Consider the following 13,427-nt stretch of genomic DNA (forward strand, 5'->3'; position numbering starts at 1 on the left):
TCTTTCTTGCCCCCTGTCTCCCTGCTATCCTGAAAGGGAGGAGACGGCGCCATGAGCGAGACCCGAAAGCTGGCTGCAATCCTGGCCGCTGATGTGGTTGGGTACAGCAGGCTTGCCGGCGCCGATGAGGAGCGCATCCTGGCGAGATTGCGGGCACTGCGTAGCGATCTCATCGATCCGACGATCGCCGTGCACCACGGCCGGGTGGTGAAGCGGACCGGCGATGGTGCGCTGGTCGAGTTCCGCAGCGTGGTAGACGCCGTGCGTTGCGCCATCGAGGTGCAGAACGGTATGGTGGAGCGCAATGACGGCGTGCCGCAGGACCGTCGCATCGAGTTCCGGATCGGTATCCATCTGGGCGACGTTGTCGAGGAAAGCGACGGCGATCTGATGGGCGACGGCGTCAACATCGCCTCGCGACTGGAGGGCGTCGCCGCGGCGGGCGCGATCTGCCTGTCCGAGGATGCCTATCGCCAAGTCAAGGCGAGGCTCGACCTCTCGGTCAGCGATCTCGGCAACACGCAACTCAAGAACATCGCCGAGCCGATCCGGGTCTATTCGCTGCAAGTCCGCAGCGCCGGGATCAAGGCAGCCGCGACCCCGGAAACCGCGAGGGGCCAACCGACGGCGGCAGCGTCGCCGAAGCTGTCGATCGCCGTCCTGCCCTTCGTCAACATGAGTGGCGATGCCGAACAGGACTACTTCGCCGACGGCATCTCGGAAGATATCATCACGGCGCTATCGAAACTGTCGCAACTCTTCGTCATCGCCCGCAATTCCTCGTTTACTTTCAAGGGCAAGAACGTCCAGGTGCAGGAGGTGGGTACGAAGCTCGGCGTGCGGCATGTGCTTGAGGGCAGCGTCCGCAAATCGGGCAACAGGGTACGCATCACCGCGCAGCTCATCGACGCGACCACCGGCGGGCATCTGTGGGCGGAGCGGTTCGATCGCGACCTGACCGACATATTCGCGGTTCAGGACGATGTCACCCAGCAGATCGTCGATGCGTTGGCGGTCAACCTGACGGAGCGCGATCGGAAAAGGCTGGCGCCGGGGCAGACCGGGCACCCCGAGGCCTATGACTGCTTCTTGCGTGGCCGGGAGCTGTGGCACCGGCTGACGAAGCGGACGAACAGCGATGCCCGCGACCTTTTGCAACGGGCCGTCGAACTGGACCCAGGCTTCGCCTCGGCGCACGCCTTCCTCGCCCTGACCCACGGGCTCGACTACCTGAACCGATGGAGCGCGTCGCCGCAGCGCTCGATCGAGCAGGCCGAAGAGGCTGCGACGCTGGCGGTCGCGCGGGACGATAGCGATCCCGTGGCGCACTGGGCACTGAGTGTGGTCAGGCTTTACGCACGCCAGCACGATAGAGCCATCAGCGAGGCCGAGCGTGCGATCGTCCTCAATCCGAATTTCGCCGAAGGGCAGGTCAGCCTCGGCGAGGCACTGCTCTATTCAGGCAGATCCGAGGAGGCACTCGCCTGTTTCGATCGGGCAAGAGTCCTGAACCCGTACTTTCCGGATGTCGTTCTCCACTTTCAGGCCTGGGCCTGGTTTCAACTGCGACGGTACGAAGAGGCCGTCGACCTGTTGCAGCAGCGCGTGAGCCGCAATCCCGTCACCGATGTCTCGCGCGCGCTTCTCGCCGCCTGTTACGGACACCTCGGCCGTTTCGAAGAGGCTCGGGCGACGTGGCAGGAGGTGCTGCGCATCAATCCCGACTTCTCCCTGGAATACCGCCGCAAAGTCTTGCCCTTCAAGAATTCCGCCGATTTCGAGCTCGCCGTAGAGGGGTTACGCAAGGCCGGTGTCGTATGACGGGTGAGCGTGATAAGATGGGCCTGAGGTTCTAACGGCCGTTGAGCCGGGCGCGAGCCGCCCTTCCCGCGGCCGAGCTCGAAATGCGCCGCACCGAGGTTATACAGCCGCAAATTACTTGACTGCGATTATCAAGGATTATACCCGCTTCGGCCAGTTTTCTGCCATTCGAAGCGTAAGCATGATCCCCGCCGACCTGTTTTCTGAAATCGCTCGCGCCGATCAGCGCCCAGTCCTTATCTTCGCCGACGGACGGGCGCTCTCCTATGCCGACCTCGACGCCCGGACACAGCGCTTTGCCGAGCGGCTGGGATGGGGGGAAAAGCGGCTTGTGGCGATTTCGGCCGATCTCTCGGAACATGTGATCGTCGCCTATCTCGGCGCGTTGCGCGCCGGCCATGCGGTGGCCATGCTGCCGCCCTGCGATGACAGGCTGTGGCGAGAGTTTCTGTCGGCCTTTCAGCCGGATTTCACCTACCGCCCCGCCGGCGGCCGCTGGCGGCTGGTCGAGGAAACCCGGCCCAGTCAAAGTCAAAGGCAAAGGCAAAGTGCCGCGCCGCTGCATCCGGATCTGGCCTTGCTGCTGATGACCTCAGGCAGTTCCGGGCCCGCGAAAGCCGTGCGCCTGTCCTATGCCAATCTTGACGCCAATGCGCGCTCGATCGCTCACTATCTCGAGCTCTCCCCTGCCGACAGAACCGCGCTCGTCCTGCCGCTTCACTATTCCTACGGCCTCTCCGTCCTCCATTCGCATCTTGTCGCCGGCGGCAGCATCTTCATTCCCGGCGTCTCCGTGGTGAGCGAGGAATTTGCACGGCTGCTCGGCGAAAGCGGCTGCACCAATCTTTCGGGTGTGCCCTATTCCTTTGAACTGATGGAAAGGACGCGCTTCCGAAGCCATGAACTGATGGCGCTGCGCTTCATGACGGTCGCCGGCGGACGGCTGGCACCCGAACTCATCCGCCTCTACCGCGACCATATGCGCGCGAACGGCGGCCGCCTCTTCGTCATGTACGGCCAGACCGAGGCAGCCGCCCGCATCGCCTTCGTGCCGCCGGCAAGCCTCGCGGACAATGAGGAACGGATCGGCATCGCCATTCCCGGCGGCAGCCTCAGCCTCGTCGGCGATGACGGGCATCCGCTCGACCGGCCTGACGTTGCCGGAGAGCTCGTCTATGCCGGCCCGAACGTGATGATGGGCTACGGCACTGACCGCGCCGATCTTCAGCGGGGCGCCGAGGTCGCGGCATTGAAGACCGGCGATATCGCCATGCGCGACGAGGACGGTTTCTACAGGATCGTCGGCCGCAAGAGCCGTTTCGCCAAGGTCGCCGGGCTCCGGATCGGCTTCGACATCATGGAGCAGGTTCTGGCCGAGGAAGGAATCGTGGCTGCCGTTGTCGGTGACGATCACGGTCTGCAGGCCTATGTGAGCGATGCGCGTGACGTCGACCGGGCGCTTGATATGCTCGTCGAAGCGAGCCATCTTCCGGCGAGCCTGGTCTCCGTCGGAACGCGACGAGAGCTTCCGAGGCTTGCCTCCGGCAAGATCGACTATGCCGGCCTTCGCGAGGAGATGCTGGCGACGCGCGAAACGTGCCGCGCCGCGGCCGTCAGCGTGCTCGACGCCTATACCAGGGTCTTCTACCCCCACAGTGTTGGTCGTAGCGACAGCTTCGTCTCGCTCGGCGGCGATTCCCTGCGCTTCCTGCAATTGACGATGGAACTCGACAGGCTGGGCATCGCGCTGCCGGAAGGCTGGGAGCGGACGGCGATCGCCGAGTTCGACATCGCCCCGCAGCTTGCGCGGACGGATATCGCCGAAGTCAGGAGGCTGCCGACCGATCTGGTGCTGAGGGCGATCGCCATCCTGCTCGTCGTTACCCATCACGAGATGCTCTGGCCCATTCCCGGCGGATCGGGCGTGATGCTGCTGCTTGTCGGCTTCAGCCTGGCCCGCCTCCAGTCGGGCCATTTCCTCGCCGGCAATTTCCGCCCTGCGCTGCGGCCGGCAATCCATGTTCTTATTCCCTATTTTCTCATCGTCGCCGCCTATGGGCTCGCCTGGCGCACCATTCCCTGGGCCTCGGTCACGCTGACCGGCAATTTCGGCCATGCCGAGCCGGAGCGCCACGAGATGCTCCCCTATCTCTACTGGTTCATCGAGGCCTATGCGCAGACGCTTCTCGTCTTCTCGCTGGTTTTCGCCGTGCCTGCTGTGCGCAGGCTGGCGCGGGCGCAACCCTTTGCCTTCTCGCTGGCGCTGCTCGGGCTGGCGGTCGCGGCGCGGTTTTCCCTGCCGCTCCTCTTCGATATCGGCAGGCGGCAGATCTTCACCCTCTACTGGGGCCTGCATCTCGGCATGTTCGGCTGGTGCGCGGGCCTTGCCGGCAGGAAGGCGCAGCGGCTCGTCCTGTCGGCGGTTGCCGCCGTCGTGCTCGGTTATCTCGCTTTCTGGGAAACGCTTTGGATCGGCACGACGGTCAAATATCTGACGATCTTCGCAGCACTTCTCGCCCTTCTCTACCTGCCGCGCATCCACCTGCCCGTGCGGCTCAGGCGTCTGGTGACGCTGATCGCCGTCTCGGCCTTTCCCACCTACCTGCTGCACCGTTTCGTGCCGGAACTGCTGATGCCGCAGGCAGCCGCCGTGCTGCCGGCTCCCCTCTTTCATCTGCTGGCGATATCAGGTGGCCTGGGGCTCGGCATCATCGCCAACAAAATCGCGGCGGATCTTCGCAACCTGCTTGGCGGCATAACAATGGCTCGCACAGGCGGGCGCGCCGTGACGGCGGAGCCTGTCTGAACCGGTTTCATCCATCCGTATCCTGATGGGGCGGCCGCGCCCATCACAATTGTCCGAAGCATCGGACAGAAATAACCGATCACTATATTAGCATCCCCGCAGGAAAAGCTTGCATGCAGGCAATAAATCGGATGTCCTGACTACGGCTTCTGTGGTGTTGGGCGACCCGCTATGAAAACCCTCGACGCACGAATTCGGTTCACAGGTGAGCGGCGACAGGTCACTGCCCTTTTCTATGACATCGTCGGCTCCACGGAACTTTTGTTGCGAAGCGAGCCGGAGAAATTCTTCCGGTCTGTCTCGGCGTTACATCAAAGTGCCGAAACGATCATCAAGAAGCACGGGGGATTTCTTCATCAGCGGCTCGGCGATGGCGGATGCTGCTTCTTCGGCTATCCGGAACAGTCCGAAGATACCGCAGAAAGCGCGGTGCGCGCTTCTCTGGAACTGCTGCGCGTCGTGGCCGGTGCCCAGACGCAAACCCAGGCGAGGGCCAAGGCACGCAGGCCGTTCCGGCTGCGGATCGGGGTGGCCACCGGTCTTGTCGTCTTCTCCACGGCCGGCGATGAGATCGTCGGCACGGCGCCGGTTCTGGCGGCGCGGCTGCAAGCCGAGGCCGACCCCAATTCCGTCCTTGTCGCCGATTCCACCGTTCAGCTCACCCGGCAGAAATTCGACTACACCCTGCTGCGGGAGGCGAGGCTTAAAGGGTTCGAACATCCGATTGCCCTCTGGCGCCCGCAGGAGCGCGATCGATCGGTCGCCGAGCCATCGCCGTCCGAGGCGCAGGCGAGGCCGATCCGAGGCCGGGAGAAAGAGCTTGCCGCCCTCTCCGGCGCCTGGAATTCGACCCTCGGCGGCAAGGGAAGTCTGATCGCCGTCGTTGGCGAGGCCGGCATCGGCAAATCCCGGCTGGTCGGCGAATTCGCCGAAAGCCTGCGGCAGACGGCGCATGAGACACTGGTCTTTCAGTGCGGCAGGCGCTTGGAGAGCCAGCCGCTGCATCCCTTCGTTTCGTTTCTCGAACGGCTGGCCGCCGAACCCTCGGTCCTGAAGGATGGCGACAGCGACGCCTTCATGCGGGCTCTTCAAACCTCCGGCCGGGACGTCGATGCCGCCGTCGCCGACACCATGCTCGCCTTCACCGCCGACCGTTCGCCGGCAACGTCGCGCAATATCCGCGTCTCCGATCTTTCCGGGCGCGCCTTCCGGCGGAAGGTCATCGAAGCCGCCGCCGACATTCTGACATGCAAGGCGGTCCCGACGCTGCTCATCTTCGAGGATGTGCACTGGGCCGACGACATGACGCTGGAGCTGATCGACAGGCTGGGATCGCTGGCCGCCAGGCTTCCGATCCTCGTCATTCAGACATCGAGAATCCGACGATCGCTCGCGGTGGCAAGCGAGATCGAATTGCCGGGCCTGACGGCTGCCGCGGTTCGCGATCTGGTCGCCTCGATCTGGCGAGAGCATCCCCCGCCCGGCCTCTCGGATTTCATTCTCGATCAATGCGACGGCATGCCGCTCTATGCGGAAGAACTGGCCAGTTTCTTCCGCGGCAGGCAGCCTTTGGGCAAGTCACTCTCGGAATGGAAAGGGCTGCTGCGGGAAGGCGGCGTCACCTCGCTCAACGATCTGCTGTCCGCCCGGCTGGCCGCGACCGGTTCGGCACGCCGGGCGGCGCAATTTGCCAGCGTCATCGGCCGCGAATTCAGCGTCTCGCTGCTCACCTATCTCGTCGAAGGGGGCAGCCGCCGCACCGTCGACGTCGATATCGAGCGGCTTCTGTCTCAAGGCATCATCGAGCCCTCGACCGTCACGCATGGCTCCTATCAGTTCCGGCACGTGCTGGCGCAGGAAGCAGCCTATAGCAGTCTTCTCAAGATCGACCGGCGCCGCATCCACCGGCGGATCGCAGATCTCCTGATCGGCGAAAGAAAACCCAGCCTGCCGGCGGCAATCGCCGCCTGGCAGTGCGCCGAGGCCGGACTGCATGATGCGGCCGCCCGATTTGCCCTGGCGGCGGCTGAGGCAAGCGTTCTCCGCTCGGCAATGCAGGAGGCAAACGTCTCGCTCGAACTCTGTGCCGAGGAGGTCGACAGCCTTTCCCGGCGCCACCCCGACCGCACCGAACTGGCGCTCAGCCTGTTCGAACTTCAAGGCCTGGTGGCAAGCGCCCTCGAAGGCGAGGGATCGGAGAGCGCGCGGCGGGTCTATGCCCGCGCCATGCAGCTTCTGCGCAAACAGTCCTCGGCCGTGCGCGTGAACCATTTCCCGGTCTATTGGGGATGGTGGTTCACCGCCCCCAATATTTTGACCCAGCAGTCGCGTGCGCGCATCCTCGTCGGCGACATGCGCATCGTCGCGGATCGCGAGACGAGGCTTCAGTCCTATCATTGCGGCTGGGCGACGAGCTTCCATGCCGGCGAGCATGAGTTTTGTCTCGATTGTGTCGCCGAAGGCCTTACGCTCTATGATCCCGAAAGCGCGGTGCGGAATCGAGCCTTCTTCGGTGGACATGATGCCAAAGTCTGCGGCTTGGGCGAAAGCGCCCTCTCCTACCTGCTGCTCGACGAAACCGGCGCGAGTGAAAGTGCGATCGAACAATGCCTGGAATGGGCGAACGCGACCGATCATGCCGGCAGCATGGTGCACGCCCTCTATTACGCCATGGTGCTTGCCCGCTGCCAAAGCCGATATGACGATGTCCATGCGCTCGGCGAACAGATGCTGTCGCTCGCCGAGCGGCACGGACTGGCGGCAAGCCAGGCGCGGGCCAACATGTATTGCGGCTGGGCGGAGCTGATGACCTCGTCCGCGGCAGGCGGCGAAGAACGTTTTGCCGGCGGCCTGGCTCTCCAGCAGCAATTGGGCACCGACGACAATTTTTCCATGCACAGCGACATGCATGCGCAGGTGCTGCAGCATCTCGGCAGGTCGGCCGAAGCCCTGGCGACCGTCCAGAATGCCATCAATGTCGGGCGCAGCAGCGGCCAATCCTTCTGGCTTGCCGAGCTCTACCGCCGCAGTGCCAGGCTGAGGCGTGATCTGAACGAGCCGCCCGCGTCGATAAAAAGGGACCTGACACGCGCCATTCAGATTGCCGAGGGCCAGAAGGCCGGCTGGCTGGCCGCAAGGGCAAGGCGCACTTTGGACGGGCTGGCGGTATTTTAACCTCGGACGGAAGGATGTGATGGACGACGCGACGCTCGATACCATCCTCAATATCCGGCAGCCCTCACCGCCCGATCCCCGGCAGACGGTGCCGCGCATCCTTGCGCGCAGACAGGACTATGGCATCACCAGGCTCGGCTCGATCACCGGGCTCGACTGGATCGGCGTTCCGGTCGTCCAGGTCGTGCGGCCGCGCTCACGCTCCGTCGCCGTCAGCCAGGGCAAGGGGCTGACCCTTCCCCTGGCGGCACTATCGGGCCTGATGGAATCCCTGGAAGGCTGGGCCTCGGAGCGGATTGATCAGGAGAGGATCTTCACGGCAAGCCTGCGTGACATGAACGCAAGGGGAGACTGGTCGCACCTCGGTACCGGCCGGGACGACGCGATGCTCTCCTGGATTGCCGGGCTCGATCTCTTTTCCGGGCGGAAAATGGCCGTCCCGCTTGCCCTCGTCGATACCGCCTACATCGTCCCGTCGCCGCATCCCCATTGGATCGCCCGGGACACGACGGGTCTGGCGGCCGGCACGAGCCTGCAAAGCGCTGTCCTGCATGCCTGCCTGGAGATCCTCGAGCGGCAGGCGCGATGCACGGCGATGAAGACCCCGCATTTCTTCGATCGCTGCCAGATCGACAGCCGGTCGGTGCAATCGGGCAATGCGGGCGACATCATGCGGCGGCTCTCCAAGGCAGGGTTTGTCGTCGGCATCTGGCAGATCCCGGCGCCGCACGCCCTGCCGATCTACTGGTGCCATGTCATGGAAGATGGCGGCAGAGCCCCCTTTGCGCCGCTGCCGGCCGAAGGGTTCGGCTGCGATATCAGCCATAACAGGGCGCTGACCAGCGCCTTGCTGGAAGCCTGCCAGTCCCGCCTCGGCGTCATTTCAGCGGCGCGCGACGATATCAGGACGGAGCTTTACGCCCATGCCGACACCGGGGAGCTGGCCGCCTGGCGTCTGCAACTGGCAAAGGGAGGCCGTTCCTTCGCCACGGACCGTCCAACGGCCGAAGCGCGATCCCTTCGGCCGATCATCGAGGCCTTGAAGCTGGCCGGCGCCAAAGCGGCCGCTCTTGTCGTTCTTCATTCGGACGACCGCGTCCCGCTTCACGTCGTCCGGGTCGTCGCTCCGCCGCTGGAAACCAATCCGGAGGCCGATCTTGCGGGATGATATCGTGGTTTTTCTGGGGCCTACCCTTTCTGAGGCGCAAGCCCGGACCTATCTGGATGCGGTCTATCTTCCCCCCGTCGGCTGCGCCGATGTCGTGCGGGCCGTCACCAGATATGCGCCGGCGGCGATCGTGCTGATCGACGGCGTCTTCGGCCAGCTTCCGGCCGTCCGCCACCAGGAAATCCTGTGGGCGATGGCCGGCGGCGTGCGCATCTATGGCGCCGCCAGCATCGGCGCGCTCAGGGCAGCCGAACTCGCGCCCCAGGGCATGATCGGCCACGGGCTGATCTACCGATGGTACCGAAGGCACCCGCTCGCCGACGATGCCGACGTCACGGTGCCGATGGCCCCCGCGGCACTCGGATCACGTGCCCTGGGCGACGCTCTCATCGATATCAGGCTGACGCTCAAAAGAGCCGAGCGCACCGGCATCATCGAACGACGGCTGCGATGCGCGCTCGAATCTCTGGCGCGCGCGCTTCACTTCAGCGAAAGATCCTTCCCGAAGCTCCTGGCGGCGGCTGAAAACAATTGCGCCGCCGCCGGCGAAATCGAAGCACTAAAGGCCTGGCTGCCAACCGGATCTTCAAGCCGAAAACACCGCGATGCGGTAAATCTTCTGACACATCTCGCCGACCAAAAGATCAACCGGCCGACTGAAGTCCTTCCTTTTGTATTTGAACTTACGGAATCATTTGCCAACGACATGGAGTACTACAACATGCTCGATAGTCTATTGCCTGATAGCACGTAGTACTGGTATAGTTAACGATCGCTTGACGTTGGGCAACGGGCGGTGGGGGCAGCAGTGGATGCCATCACGCAGAACGAGGGCGCAGGCCACGGGGCAGCTCCAGAGCGGCCGCTCGGGACACGTTTCCTTGTCTTCCCCCAGCCCCCCTTCATTCCCGGTTACGAAAGGCCCGAAGTCGTGTGGATCGGGCCATCGGCAGGACCGATCCTGGCGGGGCCATCCGACGGCCGCATCTATGTCGCCAATCCGGTCGAGCCGAAATTGCCCTATGCCGCGCCCTACATCCCGCCCTATCCCGGCCTGCTGCAGCCGCCGGCCGAACCCGGCCCCGACGGCCATTTCGATCACATCGGGCCGGGCGCACCAGCCTTCCTTTCGACCCACAGCTATGCCTGCGCCCGCCGCGTTCTCGATATCTGCGAGAGCTATCTCGGCCGCGCGATCGTCTGGTTCTTCCAGCCGATGCTGGAACGGCTGGAAATCGTTCCCCGCATCCCGCATTGGCAAAACGCCCAATCCGGCTTCGGCTTTCTCGAGCTCGGCGAAAGCGAGGAGCATGGCACGGCATCCTGTTTCGCGCTGAATTTCGACGCGGTCGCCCATGAAATGGGCCATCTCATTCTGCTCAGCGAGCTCGGCATCCTCGAAGGCGACGGATCGAACTGCGGTTTTTTTTCCTATCACGAAGCGATCGCCGATTTCATCTCGCTGCTCGGACTGCTGCAGTTCGACACGGCGCTCGACCGGCTGCTGCGCCGCACCGGCGGCAATCTGCTGCTGCACAACGAACTCGACAAATTCGCCGAGCTCAGCGACGAGAAGCAGCTGAGATCGCTCAACAATTCGCTTCGCATCGGCGATGTCAGCGGCGAAGTGCACGACCAGTCGAAGCCCTTTGCTGCGGGCCTCTTCGACTGCCTCGTCGAGGTCTACCAGTCGCTGCTATTCGAGCGCGGCGTATCCGACATCGATCCGAGACGCTTCAGCGATCTGCGCCAGCAGATGGCGCCGGCGCTGATGGAAGAAAGACTTCACGTCTCGGCAGCGTCGTATGAGCTGACGCATTTCGCATCGAAAGCCGCCCTGCAGGAGGCGCGCGACATCATCGGCGAAGCGCTCATTCGCTCCTGGAGATACCTCGACCCCGACAGCCTGACTTTTGAGGCGGCGGCCCTGGCCTTGCTCGAGGCGGCCAGCCGCGGGCGCGGGATCTCTTATCTCGATCAGCTTGACGATTGCATGAGGTGGCGTGGCATTCTTTAACCAACCAACGGGAGGCATCGATGACAGATGACAGCATTCCAGCCCCGCCTGGACCCCGCTATGTCGCGGATGAGATCATACTCTACGGCATAGACTTGAATGACGCTAACGGCGTCGCCCATCTGGATGTTGGGCTTGTCAACAAAGCAGTGCTCCAAGTGAAGCTTGATGCCGGAATAGTAACCGGCTACACAGTGCTTGCTTATAGCTACGCCTTCGAAGGCCACTGTTACAGACTGGATTCAACCCGCATCTTTATTATTACAGGTCCGATTGCCGAGGAGGCAGTGGGCTGCGGCTTTGACGATGAGCTGCGTAAGCTGGGTTACAAAATGTGGCGGATCACTGCATCTGAACAAATCCTCGAAATCTCAACTACCTTTGGCAACGCAAGGACCCTCATTCTCGATTCGCAGTTGCCTGGCAGGAGGTCTCCTAGTTCCTACGCCATCACCCTGAGGATGGCGCATCGCAATGGTCGCCTCAATAACGAGTAGGTCGATTCTACAGCAACGGGAGGGCAATTATGCCATATAAAGTTGATGTTTACATTGCGAAAGCCTACGCATCGATCACAGTAAAGGACGGGCTTAGCGATAAGCCCTGCGTGGACACTAAGACGGGTACAAAACTCGAGAACGTTGCAGTAAACCCATCCGCTACGTTCCATGTATTGATCGGGCATAAAAACGGCGTTGGCGGCGTCACAGTCTATGAGACAGTACCAAATGTCACTCCTGTGCCTTCCGATTACGAAATTCCAGTTGAACTCGATGAGACTGGGAAAATCACGTTTCCCAAACCAAAGGCCGTGTCGCAAAGCGATCTCGACAACCTTGATGCAAAGGTCAAGGCGTTAAATCAGCAAAACGCGGGCAATAAGCGCAGGGGTTAGCCCGTCCGAGCGCCGACACCCTACGCCGCCCGCACCCTGTCGCGGCCGCTCAGTTTGGCGGCATAGAGCGCCTCATCGGCCCGCCGGTAAAGCTCCGAGGCACTGTCCGTCGGCAGGCAGGCGGCGATGCCGGCCGAGCAGGTGTAGCTGAAATCGGGCGAGTCCGGCAGCGGCCGGGAAAAGCGGATCACCGTCAGCATGCGCTCGATCATGGCGATGGCGTCGTCCGCGCTGGTTGCCGGCATGACGAGGAGGAATTCCTCGCCGCCGACCCGGCCGAAACAATCGTTGCGGCGGACATTCTGGTGGATGCGATGGGCGAAATCGCGCAGCACGAGATCGCCGGCGTGGTGGCCGAGCCGATCGTTGATCTGCTTGAAATTGTCGATGTCGAAGACGGCAAGGCAGCCGCTGCCGCCATTGCGGGCGGCGGCCAGCATGTCTTCGACCCTCGCCATGACGAAGCGGCGGTTGGCGACGCCGGTGAGTTCGTCGGTATAGGACGCCTTGATCGCCTGATCGCGATCCTGCCGGACCGTCCTACCCTGCGCCCTCAGCCGGGTGATGTCGCTGGCGATGCACAGCATCCAGCCGTTACTCTGCACCGCCTCGGTCATCCACAGCCATCGGCCATCGCCGAGATCCGTCTCGAAGGCGCGATAGCCGATCTTGCCGCGGCGCGACTGGGTCGAGCGCAGCCACGCCTCGAAATTATCGGTGCGAATGACGGTGCCGCGGCCGAGCTCGAAATTGCGCCGCATCAGATCCGGCCAGAGCGGCGTCTCCTCCGGCTCGATGAAATAGGCCGAACGAAAGGCGCCGTTGGCATATTGCAGCCGGTCATCGCCGTCATAGACCGCAATCAGTGTATCGGTGTGTGCGGAAAGATTGAGAAGCTGTTCGACGAGTGCGTCCATACCGAACCCTGTGTGGTTGCCCTGGCATGACATGGCGCAGAAATCCTACGAGGAAAGAGCCGGCTGCGGCAAGCAAAGGCACTTCCCGTGATTACGGAAACGTCAACGCGACTGCTCTGCACCAGCGGCAAAAAACATGATGATGCGCCCAAGCGATTGCATTTTTCGCTGGTCGGGAACGAACAGGATCTCAATAGCTACGCGACATCCCGGCTGGGAGATCGGCGAGGGCGCCCCTCATCCGCCTGCCGGCACCTTCTCCCCGTAAACGGGGCGAAGGGGTATGCCGCGACCTCTCCGTCTCCATCCACCTCTCGCAGGGCACGTCCCCTCTCCCCGTCAAAACGGGGAGAGGGTTAGGGTGAGGGGCAACTAGCGGACGTCGCGGCTGGCGGCGGATTTCAGCCCGGCGATGTAGGCTCATCCCACGGCGCCTTGGTCGACATGGTCCGTTTCAGGCGGTCATTGGGCTGCGCTGGCGCGTCGAAGCGGGCAAGGTATTCGGCATAGATCTCGGGGCTGACCGTGAACATGGTCCGCTCGAGCAGCACTTCCGGACTTTTGTTCCTGGGCAGGGAGGGCATGGGAAACTCCTGTCTGGAGCAGACACATAGTGCAACGACACTCAT

At 63.1% G+C, this 13,427-nt stretch carries 9 protein-coding genes and 1 pseudogene; 8 read left to right on the plus strand and 2 right to left on the minus strand.

Features of this window, described 5'->3' with window-relative positions:
- The first annotated feature begins 51 nt into the window (after positions 1–51).
- The 8 genes from BBJ66_RS17805 to BBJ66_RS17840 all read left to right on the plus strand — a co-directional run bounded on the left by BBJ66_RS17805 (position 52) and on the right by BBJ66_RS17840 (position 11,881).
- Positions 52–1,821: an adenylate/guanylate cyclase domain-containing protein gene (locus BBJ66_RS17805; RefSeq protein WP_071088635.1), complete on the plus strand. Its 1,770-nt coding sequence runs from the start codon at positions 52–54 to the stop codon at positions 1,819–1,821.
- Between the two features lie 181 nt (positions 1,822–2,002).
- A complete protein-coding gene (locus BBJ66_RS17810; protein ID WP_071088637.1) occupies positions 2,003–4,627 on the plus strand; it encodes an AMP-binding protein in 2,625 nt (874 codons plus the stop codon).
- A 171-nt stretch (positions 4,628–4,798) separates the two neighbouring features.
- Complete coding sequence (locus tag BBJ66_RS17815; RefSeq protein WP_071088639.1) at positions 4,799–7,801, plus strand: ATP-binding protein; 3,003 nt, start codon at positions 4,799–4,801, stop codon at positions 7,799–7,801.
- A gap of 19 nt (positions 7,802–7,820) precedes the next feature.
- Positions 7,821–8,969 (plus strand): YcaO-like family protein, encoded by a 1,149-nt coding sequence (locus BBJ66_RS17820; protein ID WP_071088641.1) that lies wholly within the window; start codon positions 7,821–7,823, stop codon positions 8,967–8,969.
- Positions 8,970–9,099: 130 nt separating this feature from the next.
- Entirely contained in the window at positions 9,100–9,723 is a 624-nt protein-coding gene (locus BBJ66_RS17825; RefSeq protein ID WP_338012720.1) for a TfuA domain-containing protein, read from the plus strand.
- A gap of 42 nt (positions 9,724–9,765) precedes the next feature.
- Complete coding sequence (locus BBJ66_RS17830) at positions 9,766–10,986, plus strand: hypothetical protein (protein WP_071088645.1); 1,221 nt, start codon at positions 9,766–9,768, stop codon at positions 10,984–10,986.
- A 20-nt stretch (positions 10,987–11,006) separates the two neighbouring features.
- A complete protein-coding gene (locus tag BBJ66_RS17835) occupies positions 11,007–11,483 on the plus strand; it encodes a hypothetical protein (protein ID WP_071088647.1) in 477 nt (158 codons plus the stop codon).
- A 29-nt stretch (positions 11,484–11,512) separates the two neighbouring features.
- A complete protein-coding gene (locus BBJ66_RS17840; RefSeq protein WP_071088649.1) occupies positions 11,513–11,881 on the plus strand; it encodes a hypothetical protein in 369 nt (122 codons plus the stop codon).
- 20 nt (positions 11,882–11,901) lie between these two features.
- On the opposite strand, the gene BBJ66_RS17845 is transcribed toward BBJ66_RS17840, so the two are convergent.
- Together BBJ66_RS17845 and BBJ66_RS17850 are read right to left on the minus strand one after the other, a co-directional pair.
- Entirely contained in the window at positions 11,902–12,798 is an 897-nt protein-coding gene (locus tag BBJ66_RS17845) for a GGDEF domain-containing protein (RefSeq protein WP_071088651.1), read from the minus strand.
- Positions 12,799–13,199: 401 nt separating this feature from the next.
- A pseudogene (locus BBJ66_RS17850) lies at positions 13,200–13,358 on the minus strand (type II toxin-antitoxin system TacA family antitoxin); the annotation flags it as partial.
- Positions 13,359–13,427: the final 69 nt, after the last annotated feature.

This window comes from Rhizobium sp. RSm-3 (assembly GCF_001854685.1).
Classification (GTDB): Bacteria; Pseudomonadota; Alphaproteobacteria; order Rhizobiales; family Rhizobiaceae; genus Rhizobium; species Rhizobium ecuadorense.